General features: G+C 64.9%; 18 protein-coding genes. 6 read left to right on the forward strand and 12 right to left on the reverse strand.

The window, feature by feature from the left end; genetic code table 11:
• Positions 1 to 243: 243 nt before the first annotated feature.
• The 4 genes from RA25_RS20095 to RA25_RS20110 are packed head-to-tail and all read left to right on the forward strand — an operon-like array spanning position 244 to position 3,838.
• Entirely contained in the window at positions 244 to 1,167 is a 924-nt protein-coding gene (locus RA25_RS20095; RefSeq protein WP_039174718.1) for a siderophore ABC transporter substrate-binding protein, read from the forward strand.
• Positions 1,160 to 2,146, forward strand: a complete 987-nt coding sequence (locus RA25_RS20100; RefSeq protein ID WP_082023120.1) for an iron chelate uptake ABC transporter family permease subunit — start codon at positions 1,160 to 1,162, stop codon at positions 2,144 to 2,146. The genes RA25_RS20095 and RA25_RS20100 overlap by 8 nt, the downstream gene beginning before the upstream one ends.
• A complete protein-coding gene (locus RA25_RS20105) occupies positions 2,139 to 3,083 on the forward strand; it encodes an iron chelate uptake ABC transporter family permease subunit (protein WP_039174719.1) in 945 nt (314 codons plus the stop codon). The genes RA25_RS20100 and RA25_RS20105 overlap by 8 nt, the downstream gene beginning before the upstream one ends.
• On the forward strand, positions 3,080 to 3,838 hold the full coding sequence (locus RA25_RS20110) for an iron ABC transporter ATP-binding protein (RefSeq protein ID WP_039174722.1): 759 nt from the start codon (positions 3,080 to 3,082) through the stop codon (positions 3,836 to 3,838). Before RA25_RS20105 ends, RA25_RS20110 begins: the two co-directional genes overlap by 4 nt.
• 48 nt (positions 3,839 to 3,886) lie before the next feature.
• On the opposite strand, the gene RA25_RS20115 is transcribed toward RA25_RS20110, so the two are convergent.
• The 5 genes from RA25_RS20115 to RA25_RS20135 are packed head-to-tail and all read right to left on the reverse strand — an operon-like array spanning position 3,887 to position 8,942.
• Complete coding sequence (locus tag RA25_RS20115; protein WP_039174723.1) at positions 3,887 to 4,774, reverse strand: glucokinase; 888 nt, start codon at positions 4,772 to 4,774, stop codon at positions 3,887 to 3,889.
• The gene (locus RA25_RS20120) at positions 4,771 to 5,868 is read right to left on the reverse strand and encodes an ABC transporter ATP-binding protein (RefSeq protein WP_039174724.1); all 1,098 of its coding nucleotides are present in this window, start codon (positions 5,866 to 5,868) and stop codon (positions 4,771 to 4,773) included. The genes RA25_RS20115 and RA25_RS20120 overlap by 4 nt, the downstream gene beginning before the upstream one ends.
• A 4-nt stretch (positions 5,869 to 5,872) precedes the next feature.
• A complete protein-coding gene (locus RA25_RS20125; RefSeq protein WP_039174725.1) occupies positions 5,873 to 6,772 on the reverse strand; it encodes a carbohydrate ABC transporter permease in 900 nt (299 codons plus the stop codon).
• Entirely contained in the window at positions 6,765 to 7,637 is an 873-nt protein-coding gene (locus tag RA25_RS20130) for a carbohydrate ABC transporter permease (RefSeq protein ID WP_039174726.1), read from the reverse strand. Before RA25_RS20130 ends, RA25_RS20125 begins: the two co-directional genes overlap by 8 nt.
• Before the next feature lie 60 nt (positions 7,638 to 7,697).
• Complete coding sequence (locus tag RA25_RS20135) at positions 7,698 to 8,942, reverse strand: ABC transporter substrate-binding protein (protein ID WP_039174727.1); 1,245 nt, start codon at positions 8,940 to 8,942, stop codon at positions 7,698 to 7,700.
• 227 nt (positions 8,943 to 9,169) lie between these two features.
• Between RA25_RS20135 and RA25_RS20140 the strand changes: the two genes are divergently transcribed.
• Both RA25_RS20140 and RA25_RS20145 read left to right on the forward strand, forming a co-directional pair.
• Complete coding sequence (locus RA25_RS20140) at positions 9,170 to 9,904, forward strand: response regulator transcription factor (protein ID WP_039174728.1); 735 nt, start codon at positions 9,170 to 9,172, stop codon at positions 9,902 to 9,904.
• A gap of 5 nt (positions 9,905 to 9,909) precedes the next feature.
• Positions 9,910 to 11,352, forward strand: coding sequence for a sensor histidine kinase (locus RA25_RS20145; protein ID WP_039174729.1), 1,443 nt, complete (start codon positions 9,910 to 9,912; stop codon positions 11,350 to 11,352).
• A gap of 13 nt (positions 11,353 to 11,365) precedes the next feature.
• Here the strand turns inward: RA25_RS20145 and RA25_RS20150 are convergent, their stop codons facing one another.
• The 7 genes from RA25_RS20150 to eutB all read right to left on the reverse strand — a co-directional run bounded on the left by RA25_RS20150 (position 11,366) and on the right by eutB (position 19,170).
• The gene (locus RA25_RS20150) at positions 11,366 to 12,739 is read right to left on the reverse strand and encodes an aspartate aminotransferase family protein (protein WP_039174730.1); all 1,374 of its coding nucleotides are present in this window, start codon (positions 12,737 to 12,739) and stop codon (positions 11,366 to 11,368) included.
• 153 nt (positions 12,740 to 12,892) lie between these two features.
• On the reverse strand, positions 12,893 to 14,368 hold the full coding sequence (locus tag RA25_RS20155) for an NAD-dependent succinate-semialdehyde dehydrogenase (RefSeq protein WP_039174731.1): 1,476 nt from the start codon (positions 14,366 to 14,368) through the stop codon (positions 12,893 to 12,895).
• 114 nt (positions 14,369 to 14,482) lie between these two features.
• On the reverse strand, positions 14,483 to 14,962 hold the full coding sequence (locus RA25_RS20160; RefSeq protein ID WP_039174732.1) for an Lrp/AsnC family transcriptional regulator: 480 nt from the start codon (positions 14,960 to 14,962) through the stop codon (positions 14,483 to 14,485).
• 12 nt (positions 14,963 to 14,974) lie between these two features.
• Entirely contained in the window at positions 14,975 to 15,967 is a 993-nt protein-coding gene (doeB, locus tag RA25_RS20165) for a N(2)-acetyl-L-2,4-diaminobutanoate deacetylase DoeB (RefSeq protein WP_039174733.1), read from the reverse strand.
• Positions 15,968 to 15,970: 3 nt separating this feature from the next.
• Positions 15,971 to 17,158, reverse strand: coding sequence for an ectoine hydrolase DoeA (gene doeA, locus RA25_RS20170; protein ID WP_019296504.1), 1,188 nt, complete (start codon positions 17,156 to 17,158; stop codon positions 15,971 to 15,973).
• A 19-nt stretch (positions 17,159 to 17,177) separates the two neighbouring features.
• A complete protein-coding gene (eutC, locus tag RA25_RS20175) occupies positions 17,178 to 18,170 on the reverse strand; it encodes an ectoine utilization protein EutC (RefSeq protein WP_019296505.1) in 993 nt (330 codons plus the stop codon).
• Positions 18,163 to 19,170 (reverse strand): hydroxyectoine utilization dehydratase EutB, encoded by a 1,008-nt coding sequence (gene eutB / locus RA25_RS20180; protein WP_019296506.1) that lies wholly within the window; start codon positions 19,168 to 19,170, stop codon positions 18,163 to 18,165. Before eutB ends, eutC begins: the two co-directional genes overlap by 8 nt.
• Positions 19,171 to 19,184 lie beyond the last annotated feature (14 nt).

Consider the following 19,184-nt stretch of genomic DNA (forward strand, 5'->3'; position numbering starts at 1 on the left):
GCCTTATCAGGTGCAGGACCGTGCGGTGGCCGCCTCCTTACAATCGGTGTTTCGCTGCTTCAAGAGGTTTTCTGCAGGCAGGCCGGTGATTTGCGCGCCTTCGCCGGGCGGGCGCATCCGCTGGCTGCCGCGGGGGCAGCGAAATGGTGCGTCTGGACTTTTGCAGCATGTGCCGGTAAGCCCCCCTTGATTTTCAGCAAGCCTTCCAAGCCAGCCGAAGTCCATCTCATCAGAGGACAGGAAATGGCACATTGGAAGGTTTTGCAACTGGCGGCGCCGGTTTTTTTCGCCCTGGCGGGTGCGGCATCGGCGCAAGCGGTTGCGGTTGAGACCGCAAGGGGCAGGGTGGAGCTGTCTGAAATCCCAGAGAGAATCGTGGTTCTGGACGTGGCTGCGGCGGATACGCTGGACGCGCTTGGGGTGCAGCCGGTGGGCGTACCTGCCGAGATGTTTGTCAGCTATCTGGACGATTTGAAGGAAGGCGCAGATTCTGCCGGCACGCTGTTTGAGCCGGATTTCGAGGCGATTGCCATGCTGGCGCCGGACCTGATTGTGGCGGGCGGGCGGTCCTCCACGCAAGTGGAGCCGCTGTCGGAGATTGCGCCTGCCATCGACATGACGATCTGGGGCTCTGATCTGGCAGGGCAGGCGCTGGCGCGGTTGCGGGCCTATGGCCGTCTGACAAGGCGCGAAGACCGGGCGGCAGAGCTGGAAGCAGCGTTCAACGCCAAGCTGGCGGAGGCCAAGGCGGCAGTGGCCGGGCGCGGCGATGCGCTGATCGTGATGACCAACGGGCCGCGGGTCTCGGCTTATGGGGCGCAGTCCCGGTTCGGCTGGCTGCATAAGGCGCTGGAGCTGCCTGAGGCGGTGCCGGATCTGGATGCGCAGACCCATGGCGAGGCCATTTCGTTTGAATTCATTGCTGCTGCCGATCCCGACTGGCTGATCGTGGTGGACCGGGCGGTGGCGCTGGGGCAGGGCAATCAGGCGGCAGCAGTGACGCTGGACAACGCGCTGGTGGCGGGCACCAAGGCCTGGTCGCGGGGGCAAGTGGTCTATCTGAACGCCGCCAATATCTATGTGGCGGGCGGCGGTATCCAGTCGATGACGGCCACGCTGGAGGAAATCCAGGCCGGGTTTTCGCAGGGCGTCAAAGCGGGTGGCTGATTTGGCCGCCCCCAATACGGCTGCGCCGCGCCGCTGGCTGCTGCTGGCGGCGGCGCTCTTGGTGCCGTTGGCGCTGGTCAGCCTGCTGGTGGGGGCCGGGCCGCTGCCGCTTGGCTCCTTGCTGAGCGATCCGCAGGCGCTGCAGGTGCTGGCGGTCAGCCGCATCCCGCGCACTGCCGCAGTGCTGCTGACCGGTGCCGCGATGGCGGTGGCAGGGGTGATCATGCAACTGCTGGTACGCAACAAGTTTGTCGAGCCGGGCACCACCGGCACCAGCGAGGCGGCGATGCTGGGCCTGCTGGCGGTGACGCTGCTGGCGCCGGGCGCACCGATTTTGGTCAAGATGCTGGCCGCCGCTGGGGCGGCGCTGGCAGGCACTGGTGTTTTCATGCTGCTGGCGCGGTGCATCCCGCCGCATCAGGTGCTGCTGATCCCGCTGTCCGGGCTGGTCTATGGCGGGCTTCTGATGGCGGTGGCCACCTTCATCGCCATCGAGGGCGGGCTGCTGCAGTACCTTGGCGTCTGGATGAGCGGTGAGTTTTCCGGCATCCTGGCGGGGCGGTATGAGCTGCTGTGGCTGGCGGGCGGGCTGGCGCTGCTGGCCTATTTTGCCGCCGATCAGTTCACCATTGCGGGGCTGGGGCGCGATGTCAGCCTGAACCTGGGCCTTCGTTACGGGCAGGTGCTGGGGTTTGGCATTGTCACCGTGTCGCTGGTGTCATCTCTGGTGATTGTGACGGTTGGGATGCTGCCCTTTATCGGCTTGGTGGTGCCCAATCTGGTGTCGCGGCTGATGGGCGACAACCTGCGCGAGAGCCTGCCCGTTGTGGCCGCCGCCGGGGCCGGGCTGCTGCTGGTCTGCGATATCCTGGGGCGTGTGTTGCGCTACCCTTATGAGATCCCGGCCGGCACCGTGTTCGGCATCTTCGGGGCCGCTGTGTTCCTGTACCTTCTGCTGGGGCGGCGGGCGGGTGGCTGACCGGCGGCTGATTGTTCTGGGCTGCCTGCTGGCGGCGGCGGCGGCGCTGTTCCTGTTCTGGGGCCTGCGCGGCCCGACCGCCTATATCCTTGAGCTGCGGCTGGTCAAGCTGGCGGCGCTGCTGGCGGTCGGTGCCTCTGCCGGGGTGGCGACGGTGCTGTTCCAGACCATCAGCCAGAACCGCATCCTGACGCCCTCGATCATGGGGTTTGATGCGCTGTTCCTGCTTCTGCAGACCGGGCTGGTGGCGGGGCTGGGGGCTGCGGGCGCCAGCCGCATTTCCGGCCTTCCGGGGTTTGCGCTAGAGACCGCGGTGATGCTGGGTGCGGCGCTGGTGCTGTTCACCAGCCTGCTCAGCCGCACCCGCCACGATATCCAGCTGATGGTGCTGGCGGGCGTGGTGCTGGGGGTGATGTTCCGCACCCTGACGGCCTTTTTGCAGCGGCTGATGGAGCCTTCGGAGTTCACCATGGTCGAGGCGCGGATGTTTGCCCAGTTCAGCGGCATCGACCGCTCCGCGCTGATGGCGGGGCTGGGGCTGATGGCGCTGGCCGCCCTGTGGCTGGTGCGTCATCACCGCGTGCTGGACGTGGCCGCTCTGGGCCGCACTCCGGCACGCAGCCTCGGCGTGGCATATGACGGGCTGCAACTGCGGGTGCTGTGCCTGATTGCGGCGCTGGTGTCGGTTGCGACCGCGCTGGTGGGGCCGCTGGCCTTCCTTGGCCTGCTGGTGACTAGCCTGGCCCACAGCCTGATGCAGAGCCACCGCCACGCGCTGCTTTTGCCCGCCGCCGCCCTGATCGGCGCGCTGATCCTTGTGGCCGGGCAAACGGTGTTCGAGCGGCTGCTGCATCTGCAATCCACCCTGGCCGTTGTGATCGAGTTCTGCGGCGGGTTGTTGTTCCTGGTCCTGCTGGTGAGAGGAAAAATCCAGTGATCCAAGTTTCAAACCTCAGCTACGGCTCCGCAGCGAGCCCCATCCTGCAAGACGTGAGTGCCGATATCCCGGCAGGCCAGGTGACGGCGCTGATCGGTCCCAATGGCGCGGGCAAATCGACGCTGCTGAAGCTGATTGCCCGGCAGATGACGCCCGCTGGCGGCAGCATCCGCATGGACGGGTTGGACCTGGTTCAGGCGGTTCCAGCGGTGCTGGCGCGCAAGATGGCGGTGGTGGCGCAGCATTTGAGCGTCGCCAGCCGGGTGCGGGTGCGCGACCTGGTCGGCTTTGGCCGCTGGCCGCACAGCGCGGGGCGGCTGGGGCCTGCCGATCATGCGGCCATTGCGAATGCGGTGGAGCTGTTTGATCTGGGCGGCCTGCAGGAGCGGTTTCTGGATGAGCTGTCGGGCGGGCAGCGGCAGCGGGCCTTCATCGCCATGGCCTATGCGCAGGACACGGATTGGCTGCTGCTGGATGAGCCGCTGAACAACTTGGACCTCAATCACGCCCGCAACCTGATGGCGCAGCTGCGCCATCTGGCAGAGGCGCAGGGCAAGGGGATTGTGATCGTGGTGCATGATCTGAACTATGCGATCAGCTGGTCCGATCACGTGGTGGCGCTGCGGGACGGGCAGGTGGCCTTTCAGGGCCCGGTGGCAGAGGCTGCGACTGCGGAGCACCTGAGCGCGCTCTATCAGACGCCGGTGGCAATCACCCGGCTGGAAGGGCAGGTGTTTGCACAATATCACCGCTAAGTCTGCAGGTTGTAATCAGGATGGTGCTGAATTCGTGGCGTCAAACCCTCAGCCCGGCAGGCGCAGGGCTGCGCAGCCTTTCAGGGCGGCGGCGTCATCCAGAATGACATGCACCGGGGCGGCGATGCGGGCGTCGAGTGCGAAGGGTTGCTGGAAGCGCTCCGCAAAGAGCCCCCGCGCCGGGGAGGTGAGGATGCTGCGGGCCACGGCGCCGGCGAAATACATGCCCTGCGCGGGCAGGAAAGCCAGCATCAGGTTGCGGGCCAGCAGCGCCAGCAGATGGGCATAGAAGCCCAGGAACTCCTGCGTGCCCGCATCATCTGCCGGGAAATGGCTGCGCACCGCCGCATGGCCGCGGCCGGAGAACAGATGCTCGACAGTGGTGAACGTTCCGGCCTTCGTCACGTGGCTGCGCAGGCGCTCTGCCACGTCCAGCGGCAGGCTGACATGGCCGTATTCCACGTTGAGGCATTCCAGCTGCCCGCCGGCGTCTAGCACCGGTGAGAGGTTGAAACCGGTGCCGATGCCCACCACCAGCCGCTGGCCGTCTCCGCCCGCATCGCTTGCAGGGGCAACCACTGTGTCCAGGCAGTCTGCCTGCAAATGCGGGCAGACTTGCCCCAGTGCGGCAAGGTCATTGAGCAGATGCACCTGCGCGCCGTTCAGATGCCGCGACAGCGCTGCGGCGTCAAAGTGCCAGTCCCGGTTGGTCAGCCGCGCGGTGGCGCCGGTGACCGGACCGGCGATGGCAATGGCGAGTTCCTCCACGCCGCCGGGGGCGGCATCCTGAAGGTATAGGTCCATCACTTCCGCAAAACTGCCAAAAGCGTCGTTGCGGAAGCTTTGCACTGTGTCTGCCAGCAGCACGCCGCCGCGTGCCAGCCCCAGCCGGGTGTTGGTGCCGCCCACGTCGGCGGCCAGTCGCAGCCCGGTCAATTCAGCCGCTCGCCGGTTGCGGGCGAGAAATAGGAGACCTTGGAGAGATCAAAGGCCAGGTCCAGCATCTGCCCCGGCTGCGCACTGGTTTCGGCGTGCAGCCGCGCGGTGACCTGCTTGCCGCCGAGGTTGGAGACCACATAGGTGTCCGCACCCGCTGGCTCCACCATGTCGATCAGGCAGGCGGCCTCCTGCACGCCTTCGCCCGCACGGAAGCCCGCCTCGGCAATGTCCTCGGGGCGCACGCCCAGGATCACGTCCTGCGGCAGGCCGGTTGCACGGCTGTCCTTCAGCACGATCGGGGCGCTGCCGCCGCAGTCCATCTCGATCCGTGTGCCCTCGCCGTTCGGCTGCGCACGGGCTGGGATCAGGTTCATCGCCGGGCTGCCCATGAAATCGGCGACAAACAGGTTGGCGGGCTTGTTGTAAATTTCGGCAGGCGTGCCGATCTGCTGCACCACACCGCCCTTCATCACCACGATCTTGGTCGCCAGCGTCATCGCCTCGATCTGGTCGTGGGTGACATAGACCATGGTGGCGCCTAGGTTGTGGTGCAGCTTCTTGATCTCGGTGCGCATCTCCACCCGCAGCTTGGCGTCGAGGTTCGACAGCGGTTCGTCGAACAGGAACAGCTTGGGGTCGCGCACCAGTGCGCGGCCCATGGCCACCCGCTGGCGCTGGCCGCCAGAGAGCTGGCCCGGGCGGCGGTCCAGCAGCGCCTCGATCTGCAGCTGCGCTGCGACCTCCTTCAGCTTGCGCTCCTGGGTGGCGGCATCGGCGCCGCGCACCTTCATGCCGAAGGTGATGTTCCTGGCAACCGTCATCGTCGGGTAGAGCGCATAGGACTGGAACACCATGGCGATGTCGCGGTCCTTGGGGCTGACGTGGGTCATGTCGCGGCCGCCGATTTCGATCTGCCCGCCGGAAATCGGCTCCAGCCCGGCGATGCAATTGAGCAGCGTGGACTTGCCGCAGCCGGAAGGGCCGACCAGCACCAGGAAGTCGCCCGGCTCAATACTGACGTTGATGTCTTTCAGGATCTCGGTTGCGCCGTAGTTCTTGCGCAGGTTGGTGATGTCCAGAATAGGTGCCATGGATTTACCCCTTTACGGATCCGGCCGTGAGGCCGCGGATGAAGTATTTGCCGGCAACGGCATAGACCAGCAGCGTCGGCAGCGCGGCGATGATCGCGGCGGCCATGTCGACGTTGTATTCCTTCACGCCGGTGGTCGAGTTGACGATGTTGTTCAGCGCCACGGTTACAGGCTGGGTGCCGGCCTGGCTGAAGGAGACGCCGAACAGGAAGTCGTTCCAGATCTGGGTGAACTGCCAGATCACGGTGACCACGATGATCGGCAGGCTGAGCGGCAGGAAGATCGACCAGAAGATTCGGAAGAAGCCTGCGCCGTCCACCTTGGCCGCCTTCACCAGATCCTGCGGGATGGTGACATAGAAGTTGCGGAAGAACAGCGTGGTGAAGCCGATGCCATAAATCACATGGACAAAGATCAGCCCCGGGATGCTGCCCGCCAGCCCCATCAGCCCCAGCATCCGTGCCATTGGCAGCAGAACCACCTGGAACGGGATGAAGCAGCCGAACAGCATCAGCGAGAAGATCAGGTTGGCGCCGCGGAACCGCCATTGCGCGATCACATAGCCGTTGGCCGCACCCAGCATGGTTGAGATGGCCACCGCAGGCACCGCGATCACGACGGAGTTCCAGAAGTAGGGCCGCAGGCCTTCGCATTGGATGCCGGTGCAGGCCTCCGACCAGGCGGTGCGCCAGGCGTCGAAGGTGACCTCACGCGGGAAAGCGATCAGGCTGCCGGTGCGGATTTCCTCCAGGCTTTTCAGCGAGGTGGTGATCATCACAAAGAGCGGCATCAGGTAGAACAGGGCAAACAGGCCCAGGAGGGAGAACAGCGTCCAGCGCAGGGCGAAGTGGCTCCAGTTGCGGCTGTTTGCTGCGGCGGCGGGGGCAAGCGTTACATCAGTCATGTTTGGCCCTCAGCTCAGAGTAGAGATACGGAACGATGATCGCGAACACCACGCCCATCATGACCATGGCAGAGCTGGCCGCCTGGCCGATATCGCCGCGGGAAAAGGCCATCGTATACATATAGGTGGCGGGCAGATCGGTGGCATAGCCGGGGCCGCCGCCAGTGAGGGCAATCACCAGGTCGAAGCTCTTGATCGCCAGATGCGCCAGCACGATGAAGGCAGACAGGAAGATCGGCGCCATCGAGGGGATGATGATCGCGGTATAGATCCGCCAGGTGGGGATGCCATCGACCTGTGCGGCCTTGATGATCTCGCCATCGACCCCGCGCAGTCCCGCCAGAAACAGCGCCATCACAAAGCCGGACGCCTGCCAGACACCGGCGATGACCACCGCATAGATCGCCTTGTCCGGGTTGATCACCCAGTCGAAGGTGAAGCTGTCGAACCCCCAGCCCCGCACCATGGCTTCCAGCCCCAGACCGGGGTTCATGATCCACTTCCAGGCGGTGCCGGTCACGATCAGCGACAACGCCATCGGATACAGATAGATGGTGCGCAGGACGCCCTCGGTGCGGATCTTCTGGTCCAGCAGGATCGCCAGCATCAGGCCGAGGACCATCGAGATCAGGATGAACAGGGTGCCGAACACAAACAGGTTCGACATCGCGGTGTCCCAGCGCGGCGCGTTGAACAGGCGCTCGTACTGGATCAGCCCGTCGATCTCGTATTTCGGCAGCAGGCGGGAGCGGGTCAGCGATACCCAGGCGGTCCAGGCAATGAAGCCGTAGACAAACACCAGTACCGCGGCGAAGGACGGCGCCAGCACCATCTTCGGAATATGACGTTCAAGCCATTCAGTCATAGTGACGGCCCTTGAATAAGGTGGCCCCGCATCCCGGAGGACGCGAGGCCCGGGGGAGGATCAGAGAGAGTTGGCGACAGCGTCGGCCAGCATCTGCACGGCCTCAGCCGAGGACATGTCCGAGTTGAAATGCGCGGTCACCACGTCGGTGATGGCGCCGGACTGCGCGCCGCGCAGGGCCATGCCGTGGGCATAACTGGGCAGCAGCGAGCCATTGTCCGCGCTGTCGCCCATGTCCTTGGAGGACAGATGGGCGCAAGTGTCAAAGGCATCCAGTTTCACGTCCACCCGCGCCGGGATCGAGCCCTTGTTGAGGTTGAACACCTCCTGGAACTTCGGCCCGACGATCAGCTTGGCCAGAAGATCCTGCCCGGCCTGCTTGTCCTCGCCGTCGACCTCGAACATGGCAAAGCTGTCGACATTATAAAGGAAACCGTCGCCCGGCACCGAGGCGCAGAGGAAATCCTTGCCCGGCTCCTTGCCCGCGGCCAGGAACTCGCCCTTGGCCCAGTCGCCCATGATCTGGAACGCCGCCTCGCCGTTCATCACCATCGAGGTGGCCAGGTTCCAGTCGCGGCCCGGGAAGTTGGCGTCCACATAGCCGCGCATCTTGCGCATCTGGTCGAAGACCGCGGCCATTTTGCCGGACTTCAGGGTGTCCATATCCAGGTCGACAAAGGCCTTGCGGAAGTCTTCCGGGCCCAGGATTCCAAGCGCCACGGCCTCGAACACGGTGGCGTCCTGCCAGGCCTGGCCGCCATGCGCCAGCGGGGTGATGCCCGCGGCCATCAGCTTGTCGGCGGCGGCGTTGAAGTCTTCCCATGTCTGGGGCATTTCGATGCCGTTGGCCTCCAAGAGCGCGGCATTGGCCCAGATCCAGTCGACGCGGTGCACGTTCACGGGTGCTGCGCACCATTTGCCCTCGCATTTCATGTGTTCGGCGATGGAGCCGGGCAGCACATCACCCCAGCCCTCGGCCTCAGCGACGGAGGAGATATCGGCCAGCACGCCTTCTTCATACCATTCCTGGATGGCGGGGCCTTTCAGCTGCACCGCGGTCGGCGCGTTGCCGGAGAGCACCCGGGCGCGTAGCGCGGTCATTGCCGCATCGCCGCCGCCGCCGGCCACCGGCATGTCGGTCCAGGTGCCGCCGTTGTCGGCAAATTCCTGTTGCAGGACCGCGGCCGACTTGGCCTCGCCTCCGGATGTCCACCAGTGCAGAACTTCGGCCTCCGGCCCGGCAACTGCTGGGGCCGCACAGGCCAGTGCCACGGCCGATACGGCCGCAAAAGCGGTGTATTTCATCGCTCATTCCTCCCTTATGTGCCGGCTGCTCCCCGCAGCCTTCACCTGTCAGCTTGCCCGGTCCCGGTGCTGCATTTCAATTGCCCGGCAGCGCCCCTGCCGCCTGCTGCAGCAGTTTTTCCGCCAGCCTGTTACCTGTTGTTACGCAGCAATTGATTTTGTTGCATGATGTTACAAACAAACAGCCGGGACGGCCACACGGGGCGGTTTCGGGGAGGGAGCAACAGATGGCGATTCCGCGGCTTCTGGTGGTGGATGACGACGTTGAAACGCGCATGATGCTGACCCAGTACCTGCGCCAGAACGGCTTTATCGCCCTGCCTTGCGGCAGCGAGGCGGAGATCCGCGAGCAGATCGGCGCGGGCCGGATCGACCTGATCCTGCTCGACGTGATGCTGGGCGATGAAAACGGGGTGGAGATCTGCACCCGGCTGCGCAGTGAGCAGGATGTGCCGATCATTCTGGTGTCGGCACTGTCCGCCGATCACCAGCGGATGGCGGGGTATGAATCCGGCGCGGATGATTACATTGCCAAACCGTTCAACCCCGATCTGCTGCTGGCGCGCGTCCGCGCCGTGCTGCAGCGGGCGCGGCGGTCGTCGTCGCTGATCTACCGGCGCAGCGTGGCCACCTTCCGCTTTGGCGGCTGGACCTATGACGCCAAGCGGGATGAGGTGATCTCTCCCGTCGGCGTGCAGGTGGCGCTGTCGCGGCGCGAGACCGGGTTGCTCAAGGTGTTCCTGGCCAACCCGCATATTCCGCTGACGCGTGAGGAGATTGCGGCGGCACTGGATGTGACAGGCGACGGCGGCAGTGACGAGGGCTCGGGCCGCGCAATTGACGTGCTGGTGGGCCGGTTGCGCTCCAAGATTGAAGAAACACCCAAGGACCCGCGGCTGCTGCGCACCGAGCGTGGCACCGGCTATGTCCTGGCGGTGGATGTTGAGACTGGCGGGGACTGAGGCAGGTGGCGCTGCGGCTCAGAACCCGGGGGCTGATCCTGCTGCCGCTGGCCTTTGCCGCCGGGCTGGGCGGTGCCTGGGGCTGGTTCCACTCCGGCGCCAGCTGGCAGGCGCATCTGACTCGCGCTGCCATTTCCGGCATTACATTGGACGCCACCCTGCGCCGCGGCGCGCCGCCGCCTGCGGGGGTGACAGTAACGTCCGTGGCGCCGGAACAGGCTGCGTCCCTGGCCGCTGGCGATTATCTGCGGCTGCAGGGGATCGCGAAGCCTTCCCTGTTCACCAATGTCTCGATCTTGGACAGCGGCCCCGATCCCCTGTCAGGGGAGGTTCTGGCGCTGGTTATCGCCTCCCCCGCCCTGCGGTATCCGGTGGCGGAACTGCCGCCCGCAGGAGGAGCCACCGCGGCAGAGAAACTGGGGGCGGTTACCCGGCTGCTGGCTACCTATTGCAGCGAGCCGGTGATCTTTGCGCGCGCGGGCTATGGCCCCTGGCAGCGGGTCGACGGCACTGCCGTCTGGGGCTGTTCTGCCGCGCCGCGCGACCTGCGCCTGCCGGCGGTTCTCTTGTCGCTGCTGGCCCTGGCGGTGCTGGCGACGCTGGTGATGGACACCTCGGCCCATTTCGACCGCTTCGCCCGCGCCCTGCGCCACCGCCGCCGGCTGGGCGGGCCGGACGCCTATGCGATGCAAGGCCCCGGCGAGCTGCAGGAGATCGTCTCAGCAGTGAACAGCTATCTGGAGACAGAGCGCGAACAGCTTGCCAGCCGCGCCGCGGTGCTGTCCGGGATCAGTCACGACCTTGGCACCCCCGCCACCCGGCTGCGGCTGCGTGCGGCGCTGATCCAGGACGTGGAGCTGCGCCAGAAGTTCGAGGCGGATCTGGACGCCATGACCGGCATGATCGAAAGCGTGCTGACCTACACCCGCGCCGAGATGAGCGCCGAGACCCCGCGCCGCCTGTCGCTCAGCTCCTTGGTGGAGGCGCTGGCGGCTGATTATCAGGACATGGGCAAACCGGTGGAGCTGCTGCCGCCGGAGCCGCAGGTGGCGGCGGGCGGGCGGTCCGTTTTTACCTCTGCCCCCGGCCAGAGCGCGGTGCCGCAGGGTCAGGTGATGCTGGTGGTGGCGCGGCCTGTTTCCTTGCAGCGGGCCATCACCAACCTGATCGACAATGCGCTGAAATACGGCCGCCGCGCCGCCGTTACTCTCAGTGCCACCGCAGATTACGCCATCATCACGGTGGAGGACGAAGGCTCCGGCATGACGGCGGCGGAGATCACCGAAGTGATTGCCCCGTTCCGGCGCGGCGAAAACACCCGGGCCATCGACGGCTTCGGGCTGGGGCTGACGATTGTTGCCACGGTGGCGGAACAGCACGGCGGGCGGCTCACTTTCGAGGACGGCAGGCGGGGCCTGCGCGCCGTCCTCGAGATTTGCCGCAACTGACCGGCGGAGGGCGTTACCCCAGTACTGCCTTGACCGCGCGCAAGGTGGCGTCGACCACCTGATCGGCCTCGGCGCGGGTCAGGCAAAACGGCGGTGCAAAGCCCAGGATGTCACCCTGCGGCATGGCGCGGGCAATCACCTTGTCCTGCTCCAGGAGCTTGGCAGAGATCTGCGGCCCGATCTTCTCCGCAGCGTCAAAGAAGGTGCGGCTGTCCTTGTCCTTCACGAACTCCACCGCACACAGCATTCCCTCGCCGCGAACATCGCCCACGTTGGCGTGAACCGAGAGCGCCTCTGCCATGGTGGCGTTCAGATAGGCGCCGGTTTCGCCGGCATTGGTGACAAGGTTCAGCTCGTCGATCAGCTTGAGGTTCGCCACTCCCGCCGCCGCCCCGATCGGGTGCGCGGAGTAGGTCCAGCCGTGGCCGATCGGGCCGTTCTCATCGGTGCCCTGCTCCAGCACCTTCCACATCTTGTCGGAGACGATGGACCCCGAAAGCGGCGCATAGGCCGAGGTGAGGCCCTTGGCGATGGTGATGATGTCGGCCTCTATCCCGTAGTGGTCCGAGCCGAACATGGAGCCGAGCCGTCCGAAACCGGTGACGACCTCATCCGCAACCAGCAGGATGTCGTGTTTTTTCAAGACCGCCTGAATGGCTTCCCAGTAGCCCGCGGGCGGCGGCACGATGCCGCCGGTGCCCAGCACCGGCTCGCCGATGAAAGCGGCGATGGTGTCTGCGCCCTCGCGCTCGATCAGCGCTTCCAGTTCCGCCGCGCAATGGGCCACGAACTGCTCTTCGGTCTGATCCAGGTTGTCGCGGCGGTAATAGTACGGTGCCTCGGTATGGATCACCTGCTCCACCGGCAGGTCGAACTTCTTGTGGAACAGTTCGAGGCCTGTCAGCGAGCCGGTGACCAGCCCAGAGCCGTGATAGCCGCGCCAGCGGGAGATGATTTTCTTCTTCTCGGGGCGGCCCAGAATGTTGTTGTAGTACCAGATCAGCTTGACGTTGGTTTCATTGGCGTCCGAGCCGCCAAGGCCGAAATAGACCTTGGACATGTTCTTTGGCGCGCGGTCCAGGATCATCTTGGCCAGTGTGATCGAGGCCTCGGTGCCGTGGCCCACGTAGGAGTGGTAATAGGCCAGCTCCCGCGCCTGATCAGCGATGGCTTCAGCGATCTCCTGGCGGCCATAGCCCACGTTTACGCAGTAAAGACCCGCAAAGGCATCGAGCAGCTTGTTGCCATCACGGTCTTCGATGAACACGCCCGAGGCAGTTTTAATGACCCGGTTCGGGCTGTCGCCGCGGGCGTGCTGCGCCAAGTGGGTCGAGGGATGGAAAAAGTTCTCGCGGTCCCACTGGTCAAGCTGGTCGTTCTTCAGCATTGGTGTTTTCCTTCTCAAGTTCTGCGGCAAACCGGAATTCTGCGAGAATTCCGGCCCGGATTCCGGCGCGGAATCCGGGATGTCCCGCCTGTGTCTGACACCCGGATTTGCCGTGCAAATCCGGGCCGGACTCCGCGCCGGAGTCCGGTATCCTCACGCCCAGTCGCGGCAGACGTATTTAACCTCGGTGAATTCCTCCATGCCCAGCCGCGCGCCTTCGCGGCCCAGGCCGGATTGCTTGGTGCCGCCAAAGGGGATCGGCGCGCCGGTGACCTTGGTGCGGTTCACCGCCACCATGCCGTATTGCAGCGCGCGGCTGAGACGGTAAATGCGGCGCGGGTCCTGGCTGTGGACATAGGCGACCAGCCCGTATTCGCTGTCATTGGCGCGCGCCACCGCTTCCTCCTCGGTGTCGAAGGGGGTGATGGGGGCGACGGGGCCGAAGGTCTCCTCCGACATGATGCACGCATCTGCGGGCACATCGGTCAACACGGTAGGCTCAAAAAACAGCGGACCCAAAGGGTGCCGCTTGCCGCCGCAGGCCAGCGTTGCGCCCTTTGCCAGCGCATCAGCCACATGCTCTTCCTGCTTTTGAACCGCCTTTTCATTCATCAGCGGGCCAAGTTCGCAATCCTCCATGCCTTTGCCGATGGTCAGCGCCTGGGCGGCTGCGGTGAAGCGGGCGCAGAATTCTGCATAGATCGGGCGCTCCACATAGATCCGGTTGGCGCCGAGGCAATCCTGGCCGGAGGTGGCGAATTTGGCCTTGATGGTTTCGCTGACGGCCTTGTCCAGATCACAGCCCTTGAAAACGATCACCGGCGCGTGGCCGCCCAGTTCCATCACCAGATGCTTCACCGTGTCCGCCGACTGGCGGTAAAGGAGCTTGCCCACCTCAGTAGAGCCGGTGAAGGAGAGCGCCCGCACGCGGGTGTCGCGGGTCCAGGGTGCAACGATCGCGGGCGCGTTGCCGGTTACCACGTTGAACACGCCGGGCGGGAAGCCTGCGCGTTCTGCCAGTTCCGCCAGCGCCAATGCGCTGAAGGGGGTCTCAGCCGATGGATGTGCCACCACGGTGCAGCCCGCCGCCAGCGCAGCGGCTGCCTTGCGCGTCAGCATGGCAGAGGGGAAGTTCCAGGGCGTGATCAGCGCCGCCACCCCCACCGGCTCGCGCCACAGCTCCACCTCTGCGTCGGGCAAATGGCTGGTCACGCCTTCGATGTTGGGGCGCTTGGCTTCTTCTGCGTAGAACTCCACAAAGGCAGCGCCATAGCCGATTTCGCCGCGCGCCTCGGATAGCGGCTTGCCCTGTTCCAGCACCATGATGCGGGCGAGGTCTTCTTTGTGTTCTAGCTGCAGTTCAAACCAGCGGCGCAGGATGGCAGCGCGCTGTTGCGGGAGCATCCCGGCCCAAGCCGCAAAGGCCGTCTGCGCCGCATCCACCGCGGCAGAGGATTCTTCTGCTGAAAGGCTGGCCACATGGCCAAGCTCTGCGCCATCGGCCGGATCGCAAACCGGGAAGGTCTCGCCATTGGCGGCGGCGCGCCATTTGCCGCCTATGTAGGAAAAAGAGCGCACCAGGGCCTTGTCGGCAATCCCGGTCCGGGCTGAGAGCGCGGTCTCTGTCATGGCTGTCCTCCTCATGTCTTGCAGAGGAATGTGCCTGACGCGGGCAGAGGATGTGACTGAAGTTCAGGGGCGGTGCAGAAGAAACAGCTGCCGCTCAGGGATATTTGCGCGGGATCACCCCTGCTCCAGAAGAATGTCCAGCGGCGGCGCGCCCGTGCCCTTGACCGGCTTGGTCACCACATAGGTGAAATAGCGGGAAAGTCCGATGCGGGCGTCCAGCATCTCATCGATCAGCCGTTGATAGGCGTCGATGTCGCGGGTGACGATCTGCAGCAGGTAGTCGAACCCGCCCCCCAGCGCCCAGCAGGCGGTGACCTCCTCATAGCGCTGCATCGCAGCCTCAAACGCGCGGAAGCTGGCGGCGGTGTGGTCGGCAATCTCAGCTGCGACAAACACTGTTACATGCGGCGCCAGTTTGCGCAGGTTGATACGGGCGCCGTAGCCCTCGATCAAACCACCCTGCTCCAGCTTCTTCAGCCGGTCCCAGCAGGGGGTCGGCGACAGGCCGATCCGGTCGGCCAGCGCGGCCTTGGTGATACGGCCCTCGGTGGAGAGCACGCGCAGGATGTCGAGATCGCGCTGGTCCAGTTGCATGCCTTCCGCCTATCAGCCGGCGGTGACGCCGACAACCGCAACGCAGTCGCCGGATTTAATCAGCCCGGGGAAGTGGCGGCTGATCAGGAGGCCGGCACGGCGGGCGCGGTATTCCACCGGCGGCTGGCCGGTGCGGTCCAGAGGCCAGACGCGGGCTAGGAGATCACCCTTGGCAACTGCTTCGCCGAGGTCTGCCATGATCTCAAACAGTCCGTCGCCTTCGCTGAACAGGAAGCAGTCATCATCCGGCATCGTCAGATTCACGGTCTCGTCCAGCTGCATTTCGCCACGCAAAATACCCGCATGGATCAGCACATTGCGCAGCCCCTTCTTGGCGATGGCATTGCTACGCGCAGATGACGACCCGCCGCCGCCAAGTTCCGTTGTGACCAGGACCTTGCCCATTTCCTCGACCGCAGTGTCATACATGCCGGCGCTGTCGATCTCCAAAAGCTCCACCGAATAGGGCGCATTGAAGGCCTTCATTGCGGCAAAACACGCCTCCTGCGTGGATTTGTCATCAAGGATATGGGCGGCGGCGAAGGGTACGAAATCCAGCGTTTTGCCGCCGGAGTGGAAATCCACCGCCAGGTCTGCCATCGGCAAGAGTGTGCGCTGGAAGTAGTCGGCGATCTTCTCTGTCACAGTGCCGTCCGGGCGGCCCGGGAACGACCGGTTCATATTGCCCTTGTCGATGGGAGAGGTGCGGCTGGCGGCGCGGAAGGCCGGGTAGTTGAAGGCCGGTACGATGATCAGCCGGCCGGTGATGTCCTCCGCCCGCGTGGTTGCCGCCAGTTCCTGAAGCGCAATCGGGCCTTCGTATTCGTCGCCGTGGTTGGCACCTGTCAGAAGTGCGGTCGGCCCCTCGCCGTTTTTGATCACCGTCAGAGGGATCATCACCGAGCCCCAGGCAGAATCATCGCGGCTGTAGGGCAGCTTCAGATAGCCGTGGTGCACCCCGTCCTGGTCCAGCGGGATGGTGGGGGAAATTGGATTTTGCTTCATGGCTCAGTCCTTCACGAACATCTTGCGCGGCACATCGGACAGGCATTCCGGCCCGTTCGCCCCGATGCGGATGCTTTCGGTGATCTCAAATCCCCAATCCTCCATCCAGAGGCCGGTCATGAAGTGGAAGGTCATGTTCTCCTCTAGGACCGTGGTGTCACCCGGGCGCAGCGACATGGTGCGCTCGCCCCAGTCCGGCGGGTAGGAAACGCCGATCGGATAGCCGGTGCGGTTGTCCTTTTCGATGCCGTATGTCTTCAGCACCTTGAAAAACGCTTTGGCGATATCCTCGCAGGTGTTGCCGGCCTTGGCCATTTCCAGCCCGGCCTCCATCCCCTCCAGCACGGCCTTTTCGGCGTCCAGGAAGGTCTGCGTCGGCTTGCCCAGGAACACGGTGCGCGACAGCGGGCAGTGGTAGCGGTGGACCACGCCTGCGATCTCGAAAAACGTGCCCTCGCCGGATTTCATCGGCAGGTCGTCCCAGGTCAGATGCGGCGCAGCCGCGTCAGAGCCGGAGGGCAGCAGCGGCACAATCGCCGGGTAGTCGCCGCCAAAGCCAAGCTCCGCGTCATAGCGCAGGCCGGCGTCATAGATATCGGCCACCAGATCGCATTTGCGCATCCCCGGTTCGACACGCTCAAAGATCCTCTGGTGCATCCGCTCCACAATCTTGCCCGCCTGCCGCATGTAGGTCAGCTCGGCCTCGGATTTCACCGCCCGCTGCCAGTTTACCAGCGCGTTTGCATCGCCGAACCGCGCATTCGGCAGGTGCTTTTGCAGGGATGCATAGGCCGCGGCGGTGAAATAGTAATTGTCCATCTCAACGCCGACCGCGCCGCCGTCCAGCCCACGGTCTTTCAGTTGCGCCGACAGGTAATCCATCGGGTGGCGCTCGGTCGACTGCACGTAGTGATCCGGGTAGCCGATGATGTTTGCAGGCTCCATCCAGCATGTGCGCAAGGCGCCATTGGCGTCCTGGCCGCGCCCGTACCAGACCGGCTCACCGTCCAAGCCGACGACAACGCATTGATGCACATAGAAGGACCAGCCGTCATAGCCGGTCAGCCAGTTCATGTTTGAGGGATCGGTGACGATCAGAAGGTCAAGCCCGCGGCGGGACATTTCGGCCCGGGTCTTGTCGAGGCGCGCCTGATATTCTGCGCGGGAGAAATACAGCTTGGGGTCTGCCATATGCGTGGTTCCTGGTTGATCAGCTGGTGAAAGTGGCGCCAGCCCCCGCCGCATCAGCGCGGGAGCCTGCAAGCGTTGCGATGGCGGTGTCCTGCACACCGGTTCCTGTTAGGTCGGCAATGATCAGTTCGTTGTCCGACTGGCGGCCGGGGGCCTGCCCTGAGGTGATGGCTCCCAGTTCCGTAAAACTCTGGTGCCCGGCGATCAGCCCCGCGGCGATGGCGCTGCGCAGCTCGCCCTTGACGGCGCATTGCGCCTGGCTGTCGGGCACATAGAGGTCCGCCTTGGTCAGACAGGCAGGCTCCAGCTCGCATTTGTGCTCCTGGTCGGAGCCCATGGCGATCACCAGCTGGCCGGGCCGCAGCCATTCCGCCTGGACCACAGGGTCGGCTGCTGGGGTTGTGGTGACGACAATATCCGCCCCGGCAACCGCCTGCGCGATGTCGGCAGCGGCGGTGACATCAATTCCCAGCTCGCTGCGCAGGCTGGCCGCCGCGGCCTCTGCCTTGGCGCTTTCCCGCGCCCAGATGACGGCGTTTTGAATGCCGCGCACCAAGGTCATCGCTTTCAGCTGCATCCGCGCTTGCACACCTGCGCCAATAATGCAGACGCGGGACGCATCCGCCCGCGCGAGGTGGCGCGCTGCGACCGCCCCCGCCGCAGCGGTGCGCACATCAGTGAGATAGCCATTGTCCAGAAGCAGCGCCTCTAAAAGGCCGGTCCGGCTGGAAAACACCACCATCAACCCTGTGGTGCTGGGCAGGCCCAGCTTGGGGTTGTCGAAAAACCCCGGGCTCATCTTCATCGCAAAGCTGTCGATCCCCGGCACATAGGCGGTCTTCACGCAGACCTCGCCTTTGTGATCGGGCACCGGCAGCGTCATGATCGGCGGCATCACAACCTTGCCGCCGGCAAGAGTGGTGAAGCCCTGCTCGACACAGTCCACCGCATCCGCGTCCAGCGGCACCAGATCGCGCAGCTCCGCTTCGGTCAGGATCTTGATGTCAGGCATCCGCGCCTCCCTTGCTCTCCGCCGCCACATCCACATCTTCACCATCGATGATGCGCTTGTGCAGGTCCATGGCGATGTTCTGGCCGCTCACCAGCACCGCACAGCGCCCTGGATTGCCTATCTTGCCCGCCAGCAGCGCCGCAATGCCGACGCTGCCGGAGCCTTCGATCACCAGCCGCTCCTCGAAATAGGCATGGCGGATGGCGGCCGCGATTTCCGTCTCGGAGAGCAGCACCACATCATCGACGAATGCCTTTGTCATTTCAAAGGTATAGGCATTTTCCAGCCCGATCCCGCCACCGAGCGAATCTGCCAGCGTCGGCAGCTCCTCAACCTGCACCGGCCTGCCGGCCTGCAGGCTGGCGTGCATCGCAGCGCCGCGCTCCATGCTGACACCGATCACCCGGATCGCCGGGTTCACCGCCTTCATCACCATCGCCACGCCGGAAATCAGCCCGCCGCCCGATAAGGGCACCAGCACCGTCTCCAGATCCGGCGCCTGCTCCAGCATTTCCAGCGCCACGGTGCTTTGCCCGGCAATGATATCGCGGTGGTCGAACGGCGGCAGCATGGTCATGCCCCCGGCCACCAGCTTGTCGACTTCGACCTGCGCATCATCCTGCGAGCGGCCTATGATCCTAACCTCGGCGCCGTGGGACTTGATGCCCTCGACCTTGTTCTGCGGCACCAGTTCCGACATGCAGATAATGCAGCGCACCCCGGCCTGCGCCGCCGCATAGGCCAGCCCGCGCCCGTGGTTGCCGGTGGAGACGCCAACCACTCCCGCCGCGCGCTGCTCTTCGCTCAGGGCCAGCACCGCATTGGTTGCTCCTCGCAGCTTGAAACTGCCGGTGATCTGGCTGCTTTCCAGCTTCAGCGAGACCTGCCCGCCGCTCCGTGCGCTCAGCACGGGTGAGGGCGCCATCGCCGTCCGCCGGACCCGCGCGGCGATCCGCGCCCGGGCCTGATAGCTGTCCTGAAGGGTGATTTTCTCAGTCATTGAACCTGTCTTGT

It is taken from the genome of Leisingera sp. ANG-S5, assembly GCF_000813925.1.
GTDB lineage: Bacteria > Pseudomonadota > Alphaproteobacteria > Rhodobacterales > Rhodobacteraceae > Leisingera.